Genomic DNA, 21064 nt, shown 5'->3' with positions numbered 1-21064 from the left:
GGACCGGGATCGATCCAACATCCTGGTCGGTCCTGAGACCGCCATCGGGGGCAAGCCCCCTCCCACATGGGACCGGGATCGATCCAACATCCTGGTCGGTCCAGAGGCCGCCATCGGGAGCAAGCCCCCTCCCACATGGGACCGGGATCGATCCAACATCCTGGTCGGTCCTGAGACCGCCATCGGGGGCAAGCCCCCTCCCACATGGGACCGGGATCGATCCAACATCCTGGTCGGTCCAGAGGCCGCCATCGGGAGCAAGCCCCCTCCCACATGGGACCGGGATCGATCCAACATCCTGGTCGGTCCAGAGGCCGCCATCGGGCGCAAGCCCCCTCCCACAGGGGCTCTGCGCCAACTGATCGGTATCAGGGCAAGCCCCCTCCTACATGTTGCCCCAGCCCTTGGTTTACAAGACCTCCACCGCAGGTAGAATGGCGCCTCTGCCCACACCACCCGAGCGAATTTCATGGCGTTGCCGACCCTGCGCATCATCGGTTTCATCATCGGCATCTTCCTGATCACGCTTGCGATCGCCATGGTCGTGCCCATGGCCACCCTGGTGATCTTCGAACGCACCAGCGACCTGCCCTCGTTCCTGTGGGCCAGCATGATCACCTTTATCGCCGGCCTCGCCCTGGTGATTCCCGGGCGCCCGGAGCATGTACACCTGCGCCCCCGGGACATGTACCTTCTTACAGTAACAAGCTGGGTGGTGGTGTGCGTCTTCGCCGCGCTGCCGTTCCTGCTGACTCAGCACATCAGCTACACCGACTCGTTTTTTGAAAGCATGTCCGGCATCACGGCCACCGGGTCCACGGTGTTGAGCGGGCTGGACAACATGTCGCCGGGCATCCTGATGTGGCGTTCGCTGTTGCACTGGCTCGGCGGTATCGGGTTTATCGGCATGGCGGTGGCGATCCTGCCGCTGCTGCGCATCGGTGGCATGCGCCTGTTCCAGACCGAGTCGTCGGACCGTTCGGAAAAGGTCATGCCGCGCTCTCATATGGTCGCGCGGTTGATCGTGGCGGCGTATGTGGGCATCACCATCCTTGGCAGCCTGGCGTTCTGGTGGGCCGGGATGGGGCTGTTCGATGCGATCAACCACGCCATGTCGGCGATTTCCACCGGCGGGTTTTCCACCTCCGATGAATCCCTGGCGCACTGGAAGCAACCGGCGGTGCACTGGGTGGCGGTGGTGGTGATGATCCTGGGCAGCCTGCCGTTCACCCTGTACGTGGCGACCTTGCGCGGCAACCGTCGCGCGCTGCTCAGGGACCAGCAGGTGCAGGGCTTGCTCGGTTTGCTGGTGGTGACCTGGCTGGTGCTCGGCACCTGGTATTGGTGGACCACCAACCTGCACTGGCTGGATGCCCTGCGCCACGTGGCGCTGAACGTCACCTCGGTGGTGACCACCACCGGTTTTGCGCTGGGGGACTACAGCCTCTGGGGCAACTTCTCACTGATGCTGTTCTTCTACCTGGGCTTTATCGGCGGCTGTTCGGGCTCTACCGCCGGCGGGATCAAGATCTTCCGCTTCCAGGTCGCCTATATCCTGCTCAAGGCCAACCTGAACCAGTTGATTCACCCGCGCGCGGTGATCAAACAGAAGTACAACGGTCACCGTCTCGACGAGGAAATCGTGCGGTCGATCCTGACCTTTTCGTTTTTCTTCGCCATCACCATTTGTGCCATCGCGCTGGCCTTGTCACTGCTGGGCCTGGACTGGATGACCGCGCTGACCGGCGCGGCCAGCACCGTATCCGGCGTCGGCCCGGGCCTGGGTGAAACCATCGGCCCGGCCGGCAACTTCGCCAGCCTGCCGGATGCGGCCAAGTGGATTCTGTCGCTGGGCATGCTGTTGGGACGGCTGGAAATCATTACGGTGTTTGTGCTCTGTATTCCGGCGTTCTGGCGTCACTGACGGTCGACGTATGCTGCAACCGCGCCCGGTATTCGCCGGGCGTGGCGTCGAACCAGCGGCGAAACGCGCGAAAGAAGTTGCTGGGGTCGGCGAACCCCAACAGGTAGGCGATTTCCAGCAAGGTCATGCTCGGCTGCGCCAGGTATTGCTCGGCCAGCTCACGGCGGGTGTCGTCAAGCAGGGCCTGGAAGCTGGTGCCCTCCTCCTGCAAACGCCGTTGCAAGGTACGCTGGGACAGATGCAACGTCTGCGCCACCACTTCGCGCTTGGGTTCGCCCTGGGGCAGCAGGCGGCACAATACCTGCCGTGCCTTGTGGGTCACACGGCTTTCGGAAAAGCGCGCCAGGTATTCACCGGCAAAACGATCGTGCAACTGCGCCATGGCCTCGTTGGCCGTAGGCAATGGCGCATCCATGTCGGCCTGCTCGAAAATCAGCGCGTCATACGGCGCATTGAATTCCAGCGGCGCATGGAACACCTCTTTGTAGGGCGCCAGATCGACCGGTTGATCGCCCTGCAGCATCACTTTATGCGGTTGCAGGGTTCGTCCTGTGAGCCAGCCGCACAGCGCCAACGCACTGGCCAGCGAGGCTTCGGCGCTTTGTCGGGTGGGCGGCAGGTGATCGCCGTGCACCGTCAGGATCAGCGCGTAGCCCTCGGGGAGCAGGCGGAAACTCAAGTCGGCGCTTTCGGCGATGATGCGCTGGTAACGCACCAGGCGCCTGAAGCCGTCGGCGAGGGTGTTGCTGGACATCAAGGCATAACCGGCAACATGAAACGAGGCCGGACGCGCCACTTTGCCCATGTTCAGGCCAATGGCCGGGTTGCCCGACAACTCCACTGCGCGCTGCCATAAACGGGTCATGGCATCCTGCGCAAAACGCGCGTCGGGGTTACTGAGGTCGGCATAGTCCAATCCCAGTTGCTTGAACAGGGCCCGGCAATCCAGGCCGTCCATTTCCAGGGCCTTGACTATCCCCATCGCCCAGCTTGCAGACGTTGTTCGTTCGCTCATGGCGTCTTCTTGTGCTGGCAGGCTTAAACGGTAGCCAGGAGGCCAAGGATACTAAAGTGGCATCTATTGTCACTGGCTGTCACCACTGATCACTCTAGACTCAAATAAGCTCCCCGCCGAACATCTGTTGGGCCGCACAACAATCAGAGGGCCTGTCACCGTGGAAAACGTCAAGCGATTCAACAGCTTCGCCGAGTTTTACCCGTACTACCTGGCGGAGCACGGCAACAGCACCTGCCGGCGCCTGCATTTTATCGGCACTACGCTGGTGATCGGCATCCTGGCCTACGCCATCGGCCGAGGCTCGCCAGGCCTGTTGCTGGCCGTGCCGATCGCCGGCTACAGCTTCGCCTGGATCGGCCATTTCTTCTTCGAGAAGAACCGTCCGGCCACCTTCCAGCACCCGTTTTACAGCCTGCTCGGTGATTTTGTGATGTATCGCGACATGATCCTGGGCAAAGTGCCGTTCTAGGCACGGTCGATATAAAAGTCTATTTGTCATTTATAGTGCTGTATCCTGCCAAGGCTTTTTGAGAGCGCGCAATCACCTGCGATTGAAACAGACCTTGCGAGGAGCGACGACGATGCACGAGATACCTAATCTCCCCTTCCCAAGCCTGCAGCCTACAGAGCAGCCAGCACCGCAACAGGCCAGCGACACACGGCCCGAAGCCAAAGAAGCAAAACCAGTCGACAGCGAAAGCCAGGACTGACGCCGTACCAGACCGTGTGGAAAGCGCAGCTTTGAGCGCTTTCCACACTGCCTGAATCATTCGAGACCCCCGTAAAAATGACCGATACCCCGGATACCGCCGTACTCGACGCTGCCCTGCAGATGGTCGAGGTCTGGAACCGCCTCAGCGCGGACAAACAAGCCGTGTTGCTCAAGCGCTTCGGCACCCAGGAAAACGCCCTGGCCGCCCTGGTCACCACCCAATTGCTGGCCCCTGAGCAAGCCTGAAGCGTTCCTGCGCTGAGGTTTTTGCGCTTTAGCGCCCTGCGCGAGCCAAACCACCGGTATCATTAGCAGCCTATCTTTACCTGCTGCGACAGTGGACCTCTCCCATGCCAGATACCCAGCGACCCATGGCGGTCACGCTGCAAGTCGTTTCCATCGTGCTGTTCACCTTTATCGGCTACCTGAACATCGGCATCCCCCTGGCGGTGTTGCCGGGCTATGTGCATAGCCAACTGGGCTATGGCGCGGTTATCGCCGGGCTGGTGATCAGCGTGCAATACCTGGCGACCCTGCTGAGCCGTCCGTATGCCGGCAAAATCATCGATAACCTGGGCAGTAAGCGCGCGGTGCTCATCGGTCTGGTCGGTTGCGGCTTGAGCGGCGTGTTCATGTTGCTCGCCGCCGGTTTTTCCAGCCTGCCGGCCTTCAGTCTCGGTTGTCTGCTGATCGGTCGACTGGTGCTGGGCAGCGCTGAAAGCCTGGTGGGTTCCGGGGCGATTGGTTGGGGCATAGGGCGTGTCGGTGCGGCGAATACCGCCAAGGTCATCTCGTGGAACGGCATCGCCAGCTATGGCGCGCTGGCCGTCGGGGCACCGCTGGGCGTGCTGCTGGTCAGCCGGTTCGGCCTGTGGAGCATGGGCGTCAGCATCATTGTGCTGGCGCTTGTGGGCGTGCTGTTGGCGTGGAACAAAGAAGCGGCGCCGATTGTGGCCGGTGTACGCCTGCCGTTCATGAATGTGCTGGGCCGCGTACTGCCCCACGGTTGCGCATTGGCGCTGGGCTCCATCGGCTTTGGCACCATTGCCACCTTTATCACCCTGTATTACACCACCCAGCACTGGGACAACGCGGTATGGGCACTGAGCCTGTTCGGTGCCAGTTTTATCGGCGCGCGCCTGCTGTTCGGCAATCTGATCAACCGGATCGGCGGTTTCCGCGTGGCAATCGCCTGCCTGTCGGTTGAGATACTGGGGCTGCTGTTGCTGTGGCTGGCGCCGGATGCTCCCTGGGCGCTGGCCGGCGCGGCCTTGAGCGGCTTCGGTTTTTCCCTGGTGTTTCCGGCGCTGGGGGTTGAGGCCGTCAACCTGGTGCCGGCCTCCAGCCGTGGTGCGGCGGTGGGCGCTTATTCGTTGTTCATTGACCTGTCACTGGGGATCACCGGCCCACTGGCCGGCGCCGTCGCGGCAGGTTTCGGCTTTGCGTCGATCTTCCTCTTCGCCGCCCTCGCCGCCTGCGGTGGCTTGTTGCTGAGCCTCTATCTGTATCGCCAGGCACCTCAGGCCCGCGAGTCTCGCGACGCTTAAAAGTCGACCTTGCCACGCCCGGCCTTGATGCTGCCGCGCTTGGTTTTTGACTCCAGCCGGCGCTTCTTTGAACCCAGGGTGGGTTTGGTCGGCCGGCGCTTCTTTTCGACCTTGGTGGCGCTGAGGATCAATTCCACCAGACGCTCCAGCGCATCCGCACGGTTCTGTTCCTGGGTCCGGTATTGCTGGGCCTTGAGCACCAGCACGCCCTCGCTGGTGATGCGGCTGTCACGCAGCGCCAGCAGGCGCTCCTTGTAGAACTGCGGCAACGACGACGCCGGAATGTCAAAGCGCAGGTGCACCGCACTCGACACCTTGTTGACGTTCTGCCCGCCGGCGCCCTGGGCGCGAATGGCGGTCAGTTCGATCTCGGCGTCAGGCAGGTGCACATTGTTGGAAATTACCAGCATCAATCAAAAACCCTAGGCAACGGACAAGCCCAACTCAGACAACAACATCGACGCCTGGGCTTTGGAAATCACGGCGCCTTTGAACAGTTTGGCATCATTGAGACGAAAGCCGCTCAAATCTGCACCACGCAGGTCGGCACCGGCAAAATTGGCACCGTTGATACGGGCATGGGCCAGGCTGCAATCCACCAGCTCTGCCTTGCGAAAGTCGGCATCCGACAAATCGCTATCGGAAAAATCCAGGTTGTTAAGCAGGGTTCGGGCAAACGACAACCCGGACAAAAAGGCGCTGTTGAGCAGGCTTTCGCTGAAGCTCAGGCCGAGGGACGCGCAATGGGTGAAGTTGGCGCCGGTCAGCTTGCACTGGGTGAAATTCGCCTGGGACAGCTTGCTGCGCTGCCAGCGCGTGTTGTTCAGGTCGCAACTGCTGAACTGCGCTTCCAACAGGTTCGCGGCCTCGAAGATGGCGTGGCCGGCCCGGCAGCTTTTCCATTGCGTGCCTTCCAGGCGCGAACCGAGGAAGGACGTCTGGGTCAGAATGCACCGCTCAAACACCCAGTGGTCCAATTGCATGCGCGACAGATCGGCACCACTCAGGTCGACGCCGAGCAAGCGCAAAGGGCTGCGGTGCTGCTCGATCAGGTCTTCCAGCGCGTCGCGCTGCAGGGCGCCGCCGTCAATCTCGGTGTGCTGCATAGGGCCTCCGGGCAAGGATCGATAAAAACGGGGGGTGGAGTCTAACCTGCCCGCGCCCACAAAAAACCCGGCACACGGCCGGGTTTTCCATTTACCGGAACCGTCCTACTCCAGAACCGTCCCTGCTGTGCTCAAGGCCGCTTGCGCCTTGCGCTTGTTCTTGATCCAGTAGCACACCCCCATGAACGCCACCCACACCGGGATCGCATACACCGACACCTGGATCCCCGGAATCATCAGCATGATCGCCAGGATAAACACCACGAACGCCAGGCAGATAAAGTTGCCGTAGGGATACCACAGCGCCTTGAACAACGGCACCTGACCGGTAAGGTCCATGTGCTGGCGGAACTTGAAGTGGGAATAACTGATCATCGCCCAGTTGATCACCAACGTGGCCACCACCAGGGACATCAGCAACTCCAGCGCATGCTGCGGGATGAAGTAGTTCATCAGCACCGCCACCAGGGTCACTGCCGCCGACGCGAGGATCGAACGCACCGGTACGCCGCGCTTGTCGATCTTCGCCAGGGCCCTGGGTGCATCGCCCTGCTCGGCCATGCCCAGCAACATGCGGCTGTTGCAGTAGGTGCCGCTGTTGTACACCGACAGCGCTGCGGTCAACACCACGAAGTTGAGGATATGCGCGGCCGTTTTACTGCCCAGCATCGAGAACACCTGGACGAACGGGCTGCCACTGTAGGGGTCGCCGGAGGCGTTAAGGGTGGCCAGCAGGCTGTCCCACGGGATCAGCGACAACAGCACCACCAGGGCACCGATGTAGAAAATCAGGATGCGATAGATCACCTGATTGATGGCCTTGGGGATCACCGTGCGTGGCTGGTCGGCTTCGGCAGCGGTAAACCCGAGCATTTCCAGGCCGCCGAAGGAGAACATGATGATCGCCATGGCCATCACCAACCCACCCACGCCATGGGGGAAAAAGCCGCCGTGCTCCCACAGGTTGGTCACCGACGCCTGTGGCCCGCCGCTGCCGCTCACCAGCAGATAGCTGCCCAGGGCGATCATGCCGACAATCGCCACCACCTTGATGATCGCAAACCAGAACTCGGCCTCACCGAAGACTTTGACATTGGCCAGGTTGATCAGGTTGATCAGCACGAAGAAGGCCGCCGCCGAGGCCCAGGTCGGAATCTGCGGCCACCAGAAGTGCACGTATTTACCAACGGCCGTCAGCTCCGACATGCCCACCAGGATGTACAGGATCCAGCAGTTCCAGCCCGACAGGAAGCCGGCAAACCCGCCCCAGTATTTATGGGCGAAATGGCTGAAGGAGCCGGCGACCGGCTCTTCGACGATCATTTCACCGAGTTGGCGCATGATCATGAAGGCGATAAAGCCGCAGATGGCATAGCCCAGGATCATCGACGGGCCGGCGGACTTGAGTACCCCGGCCGAACCGAGGAACAGGCCGGTACCGATGGCGCCACCGAGGGCGATCAACTGGATATGCCGATTTTTCAGGCCGCGTTTCAGCTCGCCTGAAGAGGAATGGGGTCCACTCATGAAAAGAGTCTCACGCAAGGTTTGAGAATGTTGAATGCAGGTTGCTGCCTTGAATTACCGCCTCAAGCAGCGCCGCTCAAACCCCAGCGCAGGTACCAGGAGTACAGCGTCTTTCTAACGGTCATGCGTCACCTGTTTGTTTTTATCTGTGACGAAATCGAACCCGTCTGGCTCGTGGCCAGGCGGAGTGATCAGGGAAGGTAAACCCTGGGTCTTGGCCTTTTGCGTGGTTACGCAAAGGGGGGGTCACAGTAAAACGCGGCGCATTGTACACCGCTCGACAGGTTCGGCACGCACCACCAACGCGCACTCGGCAATCTGTCAGGTATTCCTTACAGGGATTTTCTACCCAGCGTTACGCGACCATCGGCGTAAACCTGACGTTACAGTGCGGAACGTTGTCTTTACGGCCACGCTCAGGGGGCGGTCTACGGAAAATTGTCGGTCAGGCATAACTGAAGAATCGGTTCAGCCAATCAACTGTTTTTTCTCGATAAAAAATCTCTTCAAAAAAACCGAAGAAAAAGTCCAAATGAAACCGTGTCAATAAATATTTTGCATTTTGAAACACTCTCTCCTAGGTTCTCTGCACTTGCCCGCGAAGCCCGTTGGCAAGCCGTTCTCAAACAACGTCCTCTAGGAGATACACCATGCAAGCACTGGAAAAAGACCTGGAAACCGAACTGCAACTCGACGATTGGTTTGAAGCGCCGACCCATGAGGCCGCCGTTGAAATGATGCAAGCCGATGCCGTTGTGCCATTTGGCACCGCGATGTGGCCGTTCTAATACCCGGCAGGCATCCGGCAGGTGCCGTGCACGGCACCTGCCCCCTTACCCAAGGCACCGAAGGACTCCCGTCATGGACAAGGCCCGCGCCGTCGAACACTTTCTTTACTACCTCGCTCATCACCCGGCCCTCCAGGGCCTGAGCCGCCCTACCGTGCTGCTGGGCCATACCGAACGCTACGACGCCATCGCCCAGGCAATCACCCACGGCAGCGCCGCCCGTTTCAATTTCCAGGTGCAGCGCCTGGACCTGAACGCCAGTGAATCCCTGGCCCAGGCCATCGAAGCCTGCGACCTCTACCTGTTTCTCTACGATTCCTCGACCCTGCCCAACCCCCGCGCCGAAGGCCCGGATTTTATCCGTGCATTGCAGGGCGTGATGGCCGAACATTGGAAAAAGTCGCTGTTGTTCAAGGATTATGGCGACTACTTCTACGACACCTTCAGCGTCGAACCGCAGCGCATAGCCGACCTCAACGCCACCTTGATCCGGCGCATGTCCGAAGCCACCGTGCTGAGCTTCACCGACAAGCACGGCTCACGCCTTGAAGCCCCCATGAGCAGCATCAAGAAGTGGACCAATATCAACGGCGTCGGCAACCACGACCTGGCCCCGGGCGAGATCGCCACCCACAGCGAGGCCATCAACGGGCAAGTGCGGTTTGTCGGGACGTTCCTCAGCACCATCCCCTTTGCGCGTAAATACGGCGTGCTGGAGTCACCCCTGGAACTGTGGATCGAGAACTCCACCATCTGCAGCGTGGCCAGCGACGTGCCGGGGTTGGTGGATGACTTCAACAAGTACCTCAATGCCAACCCGTCCAACCGCCGCGTGGAAGAACTGGGCATCGGCACCAATGAAGGCGTGAAGGATTTGTACGCGCGCAATGCAGGCTTTGAAGAACGCCATTGCGGGTTGCATCTGGGCTTGGGCGGCGGGCAGAAAGGCAGTCACCACCTGGACCTGATCTTTGCCAGCGGCGTGTTGGCGCTGGATGACAAGCCGGTGTTTGATGGGACGTTTGCCTTCTGAGCAAAGCACTCGAAAACACCGGAGATCCAACCGTGGGAGGGGGCTTGCCCCCGATTGCAGTGTGTCAGCTGTAGATGCGTTCACTGGCACTCCCTCATCGGGGCATAGGTATCTACACAACGCAGCCGCGCCCACCCGTAACCACGATGCGAAGCGAGCCGCTCTTGATCTTGATCTTGATCTCAGGCGCCCCGTTAAACCACGCTGGCCGAACGCAGGCTTGAATCCGTGGGTAACCCGGCAGGACGCCGGGTTAGCCGCCCCGCGCCATGGATGGCGCGTGGCGGCGGCCCACGGATTCAAGCCGGAGTGAGGGCACACCGAGCCTAGGCGAGGTGCCGAGTGGTGGGGCAAGAGCCCTTTGGTTACTTTGGGGCTTTTCCAAAGTGACCCGCCGTAAGGGCGGAACCCTAAGTGGCCATGACCGCAGAAACGGATATGTACTCGATCTGATCCAACATCCTGGTCGGCCCAGAGGCCGCCATCGGGGGCAAGCCCCCTCCCACATTTGGACCTCGGAGCGTCAGGTAGATACGCGTTAGCTCCCTCGCCACAGGTACGGTGTCGCACCAAAATTGTGTAGATACCTATGGCTATCGGGGGCAAGCCCCCTCCCACAGTTGATTGCATTTCAAATTTAGAGGAAAAAAAAGCCAACCCCAGGGTTGGCTTTTTTATGCAGCGGCTACGGCCTCACTGCGGCTTCTTACGACCAAAACCCGGACGCTGACCGGACCCCGCCGGAGCGCCACGGCGCTTGCCCGACGGCTCGTCAGCCACCAGCTTCGGGCCAGGGCGCTTGTTCGCCGCTGGCTTGGCCGGACGCTTGGTGCTGGCGTTGTCGGCCGGACGGTCGGCTTCACCACGGTTGCTGCGACCACCCGACGGAGCCGGACGCGGGGCGCGTGGAGCACGCTCGCCTTCCTGGCGCGATGGCGCGGTTGGACGGCGCTCACCTTCAATCTGCGGCTCGCGGGAAATACGCCCGCCGGTTGCCGGAGCATTCAACGCCGGGCGCAGGGTGCGGGCAACGCGCTCGGTACGCGGCACAGGGCGCGACGATTTACGCTGCATACGCTCAAGCTTGTCTTTGCTCTTGGCGTTCATCTGCGGCATCGCGACCGGCGTCAGGCCGACTTCGGCGCTGAGGATGTCGACTTCGTACTGGCTCATTTCGCGCCAACGCCCCATCGGCAGGTCGGAGTTGAGGAACACCGGGCCGAAACGCACGCGTTTCAGGCGGCTGACCACCAGGCCCTGGGATTCCCACAGGCGACGGACTTCACGGTTGCGGCCTTCCATCACCACGCAGTGGTACCAGTGGTTGAACCCTTCGCCACCCGGCGCCTGCTTGATGTCGGTGAACTTGGCCGGGCCGTCTTCAAGGACCACACCGGCTTTCAAGCGCTCGATCATCTCGTCATCGACTTCGCCACGTACGCGCACGGCGTATTCGCGGTCCATCTCGTAGGAGGGGTGCATCAGGCGGTTGGCCAATTCACCGTCGGTGGTGAACATCAGCAAACCGGTGGTGTTGATGTCCAGGCGACCGATGTTGATCCAGCGGCCCTCCTTGGGCTTGGGCATCTTGTCGAACACGGTCGGACGGCCTTCCGGGTCGTCACGGGTGCAGATCTCGCCGTCGGGCTTGTTGTACATGATCACGCGGCGTACCGATTCGGCGGCTTCTTCGCGCTTGATGACCTTGCCATCGATGGTGATCGCGTCATGCAGGTCGACGCGCTGGCCAAGGGTGGCCTCGACGCCGTTGACCTTGATGCGCTTCTGGGTGATCCAGGCTTCGACGTCGCGGCGCGAGCCCACGCCGATACGCGCCAGCACCTTTTGCAGTTTTTCGCCTGCTGGGCCGATTTCCTGGCTGTCGTTCTGGTCTTTGTCGTTCATCTTAAGCACCTCCCGGTGGGTCGATTCAGGCGTGGCCTGAAGAGTGTTGAAAGCGGGGCTTTGGCCGAATAGGTCGGCAAAGGGTCGCGAATCATACGCGTATGGCGCGTGTTGCGCATCAGAGAGTAGTCGATAACACCCAAGTCATTTGCTTTTCCGCCGACCGGTGGCGCCCAACGCCAGCAAGCGCAGTTCGGCTTCGGCCAGCACGGTGCGCTTGTCGACTTTGTCGAGTTTCTTCCAGGCGCGGATTTCACGCTTGCTGCGGCCACAGCCGACGCAGATGTCGTCGCTGAACTTGCAGATGCTGATGCAGGGGTCTTTGGTCGAAGTCATAGTTGCTCTCGGACAACGGCGATCAAAATGTGGGAGGGGGCTTGCCCCCTCCCACATTGGATCTTGTCAGTCTTCGAGTTGGCGGCGTTCGTTTTCGATCGCCTCGGCCAGCGCCCGGGCTTCGTCTTCCTCGTCGCTCAGCGGCGGCTGTTCGAGGGCGGCGACGGCGGCCAGCAGTTTTTCGCGGGCATCGGCGACGCCGAGGATATCTTCTTCGACGTCGGGCTCGGGCTCAACGTTCACCTCGGTTTGCGGCTCAGCGGCGCCGTCACGCAGCAAATCATCAAAGTCGGTCTTGATGCCTTGCTCCATGTCGTCCAGTTCCAGCAGCAAGGTATGGAAACTGGTTTCGTCCTTGGGCTCCTCCGGCTCGGCACTGGCGTCGGCCAGTTCCTGCAGGCTCTGCGGCACCGGCGCGTCGTCGAAGTCCAGCACCGGCTCGGCTTCCATCTCGCGCAGCTCGGCCAACGGCGGCAGGTCGTCGAGGTTTTTCAGGTTGAAGTGGTCGAGGAACACTTTGGTGGTGGCGAACATCGCCGGTTTGCCCGGCACGTCACGGTAGCCGACGATGCGAATCCACTCGCGTTCCAGCAGCGTCTTGACGATATGGCTGTTGACCGCCACGCCCCGCACATCTTCGATCTCGCCCCGGGTGATCGGCTGGCGATAGGCGATCAACGCCATGGTCTCCAGCATCGCCCGTGAATAACGCTGCGGGCGTTCCTCCCACAAGCGTCCCACCCACGGGGAAAATTTCTCGCGGATCTGCAGGCGATACCCCGACGCCACTTCACGCAACTCAAAGGCACGACCGTCGCAGGACTTGCGCAGGATCTCCAGCGCCTTCTTGAACACAGGCGGTTCGGGGCGTTCGGCCTCTTCAAAAAGTTCGAACAGGCGCTCCAGGGATTGCGGCTTGCCCGAGGCCAGGAGGAAAGCTTCCAGCAAGGGCGCCAGTTCGCGGGGTTCAGTCAGATTCATCGATTCAGCTCGTTATTCGGCTCGCGCCCGCACATGGATAGCCGCAAACGGCTCATTCTGGACCAGCTCGACCAAGGACTCCTTGACCAGCTCCAGGATCGCCATGAAGGTCACCACCACGCCCAGGCGCCCTTCTTCTGCGGTGAACAGCTCGACAAACGGCACAAAGCCGCCGCCCTTGAGGCGCTCCAGCACATCGCTCATACGCTCGCGGGTGGACAGGGCTTCGCGGCTGACCTGGTGGCTTTCGAACATGTCGCCACGGCGCAGCACCTCGGCCATGGACATCAGCAATTCTTCCAGGCTGACGTCAGGCAACAGCTTGCGCGCGCGCGCTTCGGGCGCGTCCAGCTTGGGCACCACCACATCACGGCCAACCCGGCTCAAACCGTCGATACCTTCGGCCGCAGCCTTGAAGCGCTCGTATTCCTGCAAGCGACGGATCAGTTCGGCGCGCGGGTCATCTTCTTCGGCTTCGACCGCTTCCGAGCGCGGCAGCAGCATGCGCGACTTGATCTCGGCGAGCATGGCGGCCATCACCAGGTATTCGGCGGCCAGTTCCAGGCGCACCGACTGCATCAATTCGACATAGCCCATGTACTGGCGGGTGATTTCCGCCACGGGAATATCGAGGATGTTGATGTTCTGTTTGCGAATCAGGTACAGCAGCAAGTCCAGCGGGCCTTCGAAGGCCTCGAGAAAGACCTCCAGGGCGTCGGGCGGGATGTACAAATCCAGCGGCATTTCCATGACCGCCTGGCCATAGACCATGGCAAATGGCAGTTCCTGCTGGGCGCCCGCCTGGGGATCGACGGTTTCCACGACCGACATTCAGGCCTCGACCATAAACGGCGTAGGGTCGCCGCAGCCCACACGGATCACTTCAGGCTCGCCGTCGGCCAGGTTGATCACGGTGGACGCCTTGCCGCCCCCGAAGCCGCCGTCGATGATCAGATCCACCTGCTTCTCCAGCAACTGGCGCATTTCATACGGATCTTCCAGCGGTTCGGTATCGCCCGGCATGATCAACGACACGCTCATCAGCGGCTCGCCCAGCTCGGCCAAAAGCGCCAGGGCGATCGGGTGTTCCGGCACGCGCAGGCCGATGGTGCGCTTCTTCGGGTGCAGCAGCAGGCGCGGCACTTCGCGGGTGGCGTTGAGAATAAAGGTGTAGGGCCCCGGCGTGTGCGCCTTGAGCAAGCGGAAGGTGCCCGTGTCGACCTTGGCGAACAGCCCCAACTGCGACAAGTCGCTGCAGATCAGCGCGAAGTTATGGTTCTTGTCCAGCTCACGCAGACGTCTGACCCGCTCGACCGCGCCCTTGTCGCCGATCTGGCAGCCGATGGCGTAGGACGAATCAGTTGGATAGATCACCACGCCGCCGGCGCGAATGATCTCGACCGCCTGCTTGATCAGGCGCGCCTGGGGGTTTTCCGGATGAATCTGGAAGAATTGACTCACGTGTTCTACCTGTTCAGACGGTGGCAATAATGGGGTCATGCTTGAATCGCCCCCACAACAGCGGCAGATCTTCCGGGACCTGGCGATACTCGCCGATCTCGGACCAGCCGCCTGGGCCATGAAAATCACTGCCGGCACTGACCAGCAGACCAAATTCGCGCGCCAGGATCGCCAGGCTACCAACCTGCTCGGCAGGTTGATGCCCGTTGACCACTTCGATCGCGTGGCCGCCCGCTCCAATATAGTCGCCGATCAGCTTGCGGCGCTTGCTGCGGGTGAAATCGTAATGCCAGGGATGCGCCAGGCTGACCCAGGCCCCGGCGGCCCGCAGGGTGCCGACGGTGTCTTCCAGGGTCGGCCAGTGTTGCTTCACATCACCCAGCTTGCCCGCGCCCAACCATTTACGGAAGGCCTCGGCGCGATCCTTGACGAACCCCTCACGCACCATCCAGTCGGCAAAGTGCGGACGGGCCGGCGCGTTACCGCTGTCGCCCAGTTCCTGCTGGACAGCGCGGGCGCCGTCAAGGGCGCCGGGCATGCCTTTGAGGCTGAGCTTGCGGCTTATTTCTTCGGACCGCAGCCAGCGGCCATCGTGCAATTGGGCGATGGCGGCCACCAGGGCCGGGGCGTTCTGCTCGAAACCGTAGCCGAGCACATGAATGGTGGCGCCACCCCAGGTGCAGGACAATTCCACGCCGTTGACCAGTTGCATGCCCAATGCATGGGCCGCCGTGCGGGCCTCGTCGAGACCTTCGAGGGTGTCGTGGTCGGTCAGCGACAGCACTCGCACGCCTTTTTCAAACGCACGCGCAACCAGTACCGCTGGCGCCAGGGCGCCGTCGGAGGCCGTGCTGTGGCAGTGCAAATCAACATTCACGGGAGTGTGTAACCTCAAGTCAGCTGGCGCTATCGCAACCAAGGATGTTTGTTATTATGCCGCCACATCCAGCTTCTGGCTCTTACTGTGAAACAATTCATCGACTTCATCCCGCTGTTGCTGTTTTTCATCGTTACCAAACTCGACCCCAGGGTCATCGACATCGCCGGTCACGAACTCTCGTTCGGCGGCATCTACAGCGCCACCGCCGTGCTGATCATCAGCTCCATCGTGGTTTACGGCGCCATCTTCATCTCCCAGCGCAAGCTGGAAAAAAGCCAGTGGCTGACCCTCGTCGCCTGCCTGGTATTCGGCGGCCTGACCCTGGCCTTCCACAGCGAAACCTTCCTCAAGTGGAAAGCCCCGGTGGTCAACTGGCTGTTCGCCCTGGTCTTCATCGGCAGCCACTTCATTGGTGATCGCCTGCTGATCAAGCGGATCATGGGCCACGCGCTGACCTTGCCGGAGCCGATCTGGGTACGCTTGAACGTGGCCTGGATCGTGTTCTTCATCTTCTGCGGTGCCGCCAACCTGTTCGTGGCGTTTACCTTTCAAGACTACTGGGTCGACTTCAAGGTGTTCGGCAGCCTGGCCATGACCCTGCTGTTCCTGGTCGGCCAGGGTATCTACCTGTCGCGCCACCTGCATGACACTGCCGCCACCACGCCGAAAACCGAGGACTGACATGCTCTACGCCATCATTGCCACCGATGTTGCCAACTCGCTGGAAAAACGCCTGAGCGTGCGCCCCGCCCATGTCGAACGCCTCAAGCAGTTGCAAACCGAAGGCCGCATCGTACTGGCCGGCCCGCACCCGGCCGTCGACAGCAACGACCCGGGCGACGCGGGTTTCACCGGCAGCCTGATCGTTGCCGAGTTCGCGTCCCTGGCCGATGCCCAGGCGTGGGCCAAGGCTGATCCTTATGTCGCGGCGGGTGTCTACGCTGATGTCGTGATCAAGCCGTTCAAGCAAGTCCTGCCCTGAGCCCGGTGGCGCCCGACCAAAACGCTTGGGCGCCCGCCTGATGGCTCATTATTCCCGGTAACCTGCCGATAACGTTCTGAATATTCGTGTGGAATCAGGAGTTCCGATGCGCTTACGTCAGTTGTGTCTGTTGGCAGTGTTAACCCTCGGGGCGACGGCCCAGGCTGAAGAGACCTCCAATAGCGGCAGCGCCACGCCGCTGTCCTTGAGTCCCCACAGCCAGGTCACCGAACTGCAGCAACGTTTGAAAGAAAGCGAAGGGCTGCGCGAAGAACTGAGCAAGCAGCTGCAAAGCGCGCAAGCCACCCGCGAAAGCGCGCAACTGAGTCGTCTGCGCCAGGAGAACCAACGCCTGGCCCAGCAACTCAAAGAGACACAGGACGGCGCCTTGACCCGATGGTTGACCGAGCAGCAGCAATGGTTTGTCACCGGTGCGGGCGTCGCACTGATCGCCCTGCTGTGTGGCATCTTCGCCAGCGGTGGGCACCGTCGTCGTCGACAATGGCTAAATTGAGTGAGTCATGAGCGAGCTGTTACTGATAGATGATGACCAGGAGCTCTGCGAGCTGCTGGTCAGTTGGCTGAGCCAGGAAGGTTTCCAGGTGCGCGCCTGCCATGACGGCTCCAGCGCCCGCAAGGCCCTGGCCGAAGCCGCTCCGGCGGCGGTGGTGCTCGACGTGATGCTGCCTGACGGCAGTGGCCTGGAGTTGCTCAAGCAGTTGCGCAACGACCACCCGGAGTTGCCGGTGCTGATGCTGTCGGCCCGGGGCGAACCCCTGGACCGCATCCTCGGCCTGGAACTGGGCGCCGACGATTACCTGGCCAAGCCTTGCGACCCGCGCGAACTCACTGCGCGCCTGCGCGCCGTACTGCGCCGCAGTCATCCGGCTGCGGTGTCGACCCAACTGGAGCTGGGCGACCTGTGCTTCAGCCCGGTGCGCGGGGTGGTCAGCATCGACGAACAGGAATTTACCCTGACGGTCTCCGAAAGCCGCCTGCTCGAGGCCTTGCTGCGCCAACCCGGCGAACCGCTGGATAAACAGGAACTGGCGCAGATCGCCCTGGGCCGCAAATTGACCCTGTACGATCGCAGCCTGGACATGCACGTGAGTAACCTGCGCAAGAAGATCGGCCCGCACCCGGACGGTCGGCCGCGGATCGTGGCGCTGCGTAGCCGTGGTTACTACTACGCACCTTGAGCGTGGGTGACGCGCAGCGTCACGGGATGCATTCCCACGCAGAGCGTGGGAACGATCGGGCCTTACCAAACCTTTACGCTCCGCTGACGGCGGCTGACCTTGCCCTGGGTAATCTACTCACATCCGGACTCACCGGAATAGAGACAGGAGAATCACCATGCGCAAGACCCTTATCGCTTTGATGTTCGCCGCTGCACTGCCTACCGTCGCCATGGCCGCCATGCCGGAAGGCCCAGGTCCAGGCCCAGGCCCGATGGGCGGTCCGGAAGGCCACATGATGGGTGGCCCGGGTCACGGTGAACACGGCCCGCGTGGTAAAGGCGGCCCGTTCCGCCAGCTGGATTTGAGCCCGGAACAACACGAGCAGATCCGCAAGCTGATGGGTGACCAATGGCACGCTCGCAAAGACCTGACCCGCAAGTACCTGGACAAACTGCCGGCCGCCGACCAGAAAGCCATGCAGGACGAGATCGCTGCCGGCAAGCAGAAAATCCAGGCCGATATCCGCGCCATCCTCAAGCCCGACCAGCAGAAGAAGTTCGACGAGATCGTCAAGCAACAAGAGCAGCGTCGTGCCGAATGGAAGGAATTCCAGGCCTGGAAAGCGCAACAGCCGCAAAAAGCGCAATAATGCTCCAGCGTTAACGCTCCCAGCCCAGTGGCCCCCGCCGCTGGGCTTTTCCTGTTTGAGGGTTTCCCGTGCGTTCATTGTTCTGGCGCATCCTGGCGAGTTTCTGGTTGGCCATCGCCCTGGTTGCGGGGTTGTCGATCCTGCTCGGGCATATGCTGAACCAGGACGCCTGGATTCTCAGCCGCCATCCCGGCCTCAACAATCTGGCGCAAGAGTGGACGCAACTCTACGAAGCCCAGGGCGAAGAGGCTGCCCAGGAGTTGCTGCAGCAACGCAAGCGCCAGTACCACATTGACGTGCAAGTGCTCAACGAGGGCGGCGAGCCGGTGGTACGCGGCACCTTCCCGCGCCGCGCCGCCGCCCTTGAAGCCCGGCAGAATGACAGCCAGGACAGCCACCTGCCCTGGCGCCGCCTGACCGCCGAATACACCAGCGAAAAAACCGGCGACACCTACCTGCTGATCTATCGCATTCCTCATCCGGAGCTGGACGCCTGGCACCGCAGCAGCCTGTTATGGCCGTTCAGCGCCCTGGCCATTGCCCTGGTGGTGCTGACGCTGTTCAGCCTGTTGGTGACGTTGTCGATCACCCGACCGCTCAGCCGACTGCGCGGCGCGGTGCATGACCTGGGCCAGGCCACATATCAACAGAACAGCCTGGCGCAACTGGCCAACCGCCGCGATGAATTCGGCGTCCTGGCCACCGACTTCAACCGCATGGGCGCCCGCCTGCAAAGCCTGATCGGCAGCCAGCGCCAACTGTTGCGCGACGTCTCCCACGAACTGCGCTCGCCCCTGGCCCGCTTGCGTATCGCCCTGGCCCTGGCCGAACGCGCCAGCCCCGAAGATCGGGAAAAACTCTGGCCGCGCCTGACCCGCGAATGCGACCGCCTGGAAGCCTTGATCAGTGAGATTCTGGTCCTGGCCCGGGTGGATGCCGACAACGCCAGCGCCGAAGAGATCGACCTCAACCCATTGCTCAAGACCCTGCAAAAAGACGCCCAGCTCAGCGCGCCGGAGCAAGAGGTGCAACTGACGGCTGAACCCGACCTGCGCCTCAAGGGCTGGCCGACCATGATCGAGCGCGCCGTGGACAACCTGCTGCGCAATGCCCAGCGCTTCAACCCGGCCGGCCAAGCCATCGAGTTGCACGCGCAGCGGCACGGTGAACGGATCCTGATCAGTGTGCGCGATCACGGCCCCGGCGTTGAAGCCGAGCACCTGAACCAACTGGGCGAGCCGTTCTACCGCGCACCCGGCCAGACCGCGCAAGGTCACGGCCTGGGCCTGGCGATCGCACGTCGCGCCGCCGAACGCCATGGCGGCCAACTGATCCTGGCCAATCATCAGGGCGGCGGCTTTGTCGCCAGTCTCGAACTGCCATTGGTGCCCGGGGTTGCCACACCGGCCTGACGATCTTCTATAGTGGCCCTTCTCTTATGGAGGGCCTTCGATGACCGACCTGCTGACACCCATCCAAGCCGCACTCGATCTGCCGCCTACCCCACTGACCCTGAGCGAGCCCGGCGCCCTGCCCTCGGCCTTTGCCGTGACTGACCTGGCCGCCGCCAGCATCGGCGCCGCCGGTCAGGCCGTTGCCGAGCTTATCCGTCAACAGACCGCACGCTTGCCGAGCATCAGCGTAGACCGTCGCCTCGCCTCGTTGTGGTTTTCCTCATCGATTCGCCCACTGGGCTGGCAAGTGCCGCCGCTGTGGGACCCGATAGCCGGTGACTACGCAAGCGCCGACGGCTGGATTCGCTTGCACACCAACGCGCCCCATCACCGCGCCGCGGCCGAACGGGTGTTGGGCAAGGTCACCGAACGCGCGCAAATGGCGCATAACGTCGCCAAGTGGAACGCCGCCGAACTGGAACAGGCGGTGGTCGACGAAGGCGGTTGCGCGGCGCAAATGCGCACCTGGCAAGCCTGGCAGGGCCACCCCCAGGGCTTGGCGGTGAATGCCGAGCCACTGATACAGCGGCAGGCCTTCGCCACCGCCGGCAACCAACCCTGGCTCGGCACCACGGCCCGACCGCTGGCCGGTATCAAGGTGCTGGATTTGACCCGCGTCCTGGCCGGCCCGGTCGCCAGTCGTTTTCTCGCGGGCCTGGGCGCAGACGTATTGCGCATCGACTCGCCGACCTGGGACGAACCCGGCGTGGTGCCGGAAATGACCCTGGGCAAGCGCTGCGCGCGTCTTGACCTGAAGAGCGCCGAGGGTCGGCAGGTCTTCGAAGCGTTGCTCAGAAACGCCGACATTCTGTTCCACGGTTACCGCGCCGATGCGCTGGAGCAACTGGGCTACGCGAGCGACGCGCTGCAACGCATCGCGCCGGGCCTGATCGATGTCAGCCTCAATGCTTACGGCTGGAGCGGCCCGTGGCGCAATCGGCGCGGCTTTGACAGCCTGGTGCAGATGAGCAGCGGGATTGCCGAGGCCGGGATGGCCTGGAAACAGGTGGATAAGCCGTCGCCGCTGCCGGTGCAGGCGCTGGACCACGCGACCGGGTACCTGATGGCGGCCAGTGCGATCCAAGCCTTGAGCGAACGCTTGAAGTCCGGGCGCGGAGGTTCGGCGCGATTGTCGCTGGCCCGTACGGCGAAGTTATTGGTGGATGCGGGGCAGGTGCCGGAGCAACCGGCGTTGCGGGCCGAAGATGCGGGTGATCAAGGCCTGGTGGTCGAACAGACCGCCTGGGGCCCGGCGCATCGACTGCTGGCGCCGCTGACGATCAGCGGTACGCCGCTGCAATGGGATTTGCCGGCGGGGGAATTGGGGTCACACCGAGCGCAGTGGTGATCTGAAGACCGCCATCGGGGGCAAGCCCCCTCCCACATTTTGCTTTGTGAACCCATTCAAAAGTGGGAGGGGGCTTGCCCCCGATGGCGGCCTCTGGGCCGACCGGGATGTTGGATCAGATCGAGTACATATCCGTTTCTGTGGTAACGGCCACTTAGGGTTCCGCCCTGACGGCGGCTCACTTTTGAAAAGCGCAAAAGTAAGCAAAACGCTCTTGCCCCACCACTCGGCA

General features: G+C 62.1%; 23 protein-coding genes. 13 read left to right on the top strand and 10 right to left on the bottom strand.

The features are described from left to right. Positions 1–469 precede the first annotated feature (469 nt). On the top strand, positions 470–1924 hold the full coding sequence (locus J1G34_RS25790; RefSeq protein ID WP_065887653.1) for a TrkH family potassium uptake protein: 1455 nt from the start codon (positions 470–472) through the stop codon (positions 1922–1924). On the opposite strand, the gene J1G34_RS25785 is transcribed toward J1G34_RS25790, so the two are convergent. Beyond that, entirely contained in the window at positions 1881–2939 is a 1059-nt protein-coding gene (locus J1G34_RS25785) for an AraC family transcriptional regulator (RefSeq protein ID WP_065896417.1), read from the bottom strand. The two genes, J1G34_RS25790 and J1G34_RS25785, sit on opposite strands and share 44 nt — an antisense overlap. 160 nt (positions 2940–3099) lie before the next feature. On the opposite strand from J1G34_RS25785, the gene J1G34_RS25780 reads away from it, so the two are divergent. The 3 genes from J1G34_RS25780 (at position 3100) to J1G34_RS25770 (ending at position 5201) form a co-directional block, all read left to right on the top strand. Then, positions 3100–3411, top strand: a complete 312-nt coding sequence (locus J1G34_RS25780) for a DUF962 domain-containing protein (protein ID WP_104504517.1) — start codon at positions 3100–3102, stop codon at positions 3409–3411. 318 nt (positions 3412–3729) lie between these two features. Next, positions 3730–3900, top strand: coding sequence for a hypothetical protein (locus tag J1G34_RS25775; RefSeq protein ID WP_163001606.1), 171 nt, complete (start codon positions 3730–3732; stop codon positions 3898–3900). Positions 3901–4004: 104 nt separating this feature from the next. Continuing rightward, positions 4005–5201, top strand: coding sequence for an MFS transporter (locus tag J1G34_RS25770; RefSeq protein WP_065895052.1), 1197 nt, complete (start codon positions 4005–4007; stop codon positions 5199–5201). On the opposite strand, the gene arfB is transcribed toward J1G34_RS25770, so the two are convergent. The 3 genes from arfB to J1G34_RS25755 all read right to left on the bottom strand — a co-directional run bounded on the left by arfB (position 5198) and on the right by J1G34_RS25755 (position 7834). Beyond that, complete coding sequence (gene arfB / locus J1G34_RS25765) at positions 5198–5611, bottom strand: alternative ribosome rescue aminoacyl-tRNA hydrolase ArfB (protein ID WP_065895053.1); 414 nt, start codon at positions 5609–5611, stop codon at positions 5198–5200. The genes J1G34_RS25770 and arfB overlap by 4 nt on opposite strands. Before the next feature lie 12 nt (positions 5612–5623). After that, positions 5624–6307 (bottom strand): pentapeptide repeat-containing protein, encoded by a 684-nt coding sequence (locus J1G34_RS25760; protein ID WP_065896416.1) that lies wholly within the window; start codon positions 6305–6307, stop codon positions 5624–5626. A 105-nt stretch (positions 6308–6412) separates the two neighbouring features. Then, a complete protein-coding gene (locus J1G34_RS25755) occupies positions 6413–7834 on the bottom strand; it encodes an amino acid permease (RefSeq protein ID WP_065936846.1) in 1422 nt (473 codons plus the stop codon). A gap of 650 nt (positions 7835–8484) precedes the next feature. Here J1G34_RS25755 and J1G34_RS25750 point away from each other — a divergent pair. Both J1G34_RS25750 and J1G34_RS25745 read left to right on the top strand, forming a co-directional pair. Further along, on the top strand, positions 8485–8622 hold the full coding sequence (locus tag J1G34_RS25750) for a hypothetical protein (RefSeq protein ID WP_003237751.1): 138 nt from the start codon (positions 8485–8487) through the stop codon (positions 8620–8622). Positions 8623–8695: 73 nt separating this feature from the next. Continuing rightward, positions 8696–9655: a M29 family metallopeptidase gene (locus tag J1G34_RS25745; RefSeq protein WP_222994815.1), complete on the top strand. Its 960-nt coding sequence runs from the start codon at positions 8696–8698 to the stop codon at positions 9653–9655. A 693-nt stretch (positions 9656–10348) separates the two neighbouring features. Here J1G34_RS25745 and rluB read toward each other — a convergent pair. The 6 genes from rluB to J1G34_RS25715 all read right to left on the bottom strand — a co-directional run bounded on the left by rluB (position 10349) and on the right by J1G34_RS25715 (position 15215). After that, entirely contained in the window at positions 10349–11560 is a 1212-nt protein-coding gene (gene rluB, locus J1G34_RS25740) for a 23S rRNA pseudouridine(2605) synthase RluB (protein ID WP_065887640.1), read from the bottom strand. 144 nt (positions 11561–11704) lie between these two features. Further along, complete coding sequence (locus J1G34_RS25735) at positions 11705–11896, bottom strand: DUF1289 domain-containing protein (protein ID WP_065887639.1); 192 nt, start codon at positions 11894–11896, stop codon at positions 11705–11707. Positions 11897–11962: 66 nt separating this feature from the next. After that, positions 11963–12877 carry an SMC-Scp complex subunit ScpB gene (gene scpB, locus J1G34_RS25730; RefSeq protein WP_065887638.1) on the bottom strand — a complete coding sequence of 305 codons (915 nt, stop codon included), beginning with the start codon at positions 12875–12877 and terminating at the stop codon, positions 11963–11965. A 12-nt stretch (positions 12878–12889) separates the two neighbouring features. After that, the gene (locus J1G34_RS25725) at positions 12890–13588 is read right to left on the bottom strand and encodes a segregation and condensation protein A (protein WP_170827597.1); all 699 of its coding nucleotides are present in this window, start codon (positions 13586–13588) and stop codon (positions 12890–12892) included. A gap of 120 nt (positions 13589–13708) precedes the next feature. Next, complete coding sequence (locus J1G34_RS25720) at positions 13709–14338, bottom strand: L-threonylcarbamoyladenylate synthase (RefSeq protein WP_065887636.1); 630 nt, start codon at positions 14336–14338, stop codon at positions 13709–13711. 13 nt (positions 14339–14351) lie between these two features. Further along, complete coding sequence (locus J1G34_RS25715; protein WP_065936847.1) at positions 14352–15215, bottom strand: PHP domain-containing protein; 864 nt, start codon at positions 15213–15215, stop codon at positions 14352–14354. A gap of 87 nt (positions 15216–15302) precedes the next feature. Here J1G34_RS25715 and J1G34_RS25710 point away from each other — a divergent pair, with 87 nt between their 5' ends. From J1G34_RS25710 to J1G34_RS25680, 7 genes are all read left to right on the top strand, one after another. Then, complete coding sequence (locus J1G34_RS25710) at positions 15303–15899, top strand: septation protein A (protein ID WP_065896412.1); 597 nt, start codon at positions 15303–15305, stop codon at positions 15897–15899. Between the two features lies 1 nt (position 15900). Further along, positions 15901–16200 (top strand): YciI family protein, encoded by a 300-nt coding sequence (locus tag J1G34_RS25705; RefSeq protein ID WP_065887633.1) that lies wholly within the window; start codon positions 15901–15903, stop codon positions 16198–16200. Between the two features lie 106 nt (positions 16201–16306). Next, on the top strand, positions 16307–16714 hold the full coding sequence (locus J1G34_RS25700; protein ID WP_065895059.1) for a translation initiation factor 2: 408 nt from the start codon (positions 16307–16309) through the stop codon (positions 16712–16714). 7 nt (positions 16715–16721) lie between these two features. Further along, positions 16722–17399: a response regulator transcription factor gene (locus J1G34_RS25695; protein ID WP_065887631.1), complete on the top strand. Its 678-nt coding sequence runs from the start codon at positions 16722–16724 to the stop codon at positions 17397–17399. Between the two features lie 157 nt (positions 17400–17556). Beyond that, positions 17557–18030, top strand: coding sequence for an LTXXQ domain protein (locus tag J1G34_RS25690; RefSeq protein ID WP_222994814.1), 474 nt, complete (start codon positions 17557–17559; stop codon positions 18028–18030). A 68-nt stretch (positions 18031–18098) separates the two neighbouring features. Further along, positions 18099–19442, top strand: a complete 1344-nt coding sequence (locus tag J1G34_RS25685; RefSeq protein ID WP_065896409.1) for a sensor histidine kinase — start codon at positions 18099–18101, stop codon at positions 19440–19442. 40 nt (positions 19443–19482) lie between these two features. Further along, positions 19483–20832: a CoA transferase gene (locus J1G34_RS25680; RefSeq protein ID WP_065935175.1), complete on the top strand. Its 1350-nt coding sequence runs from the start codon at positions 19483–19485 to the stop codon at positions 20830–20832. Positions 20833–21064 lie beyond the last annotated feature (232 nt).

Source organism: Pseudomonas sp. Wu6, from assembly GCF_019891515.1.
Classification (GTDB): domain Bacteria; phylum Pseudomonadota; class Gammaproteobacteria; order Pseudomonadales; family Pseudomonadaceae; genus Aquipseudomonas; species Aquipseudomonas orientalis_A.
This window is presented reverse-complemented; position numbering and strand designations above follow the sequence as displayed.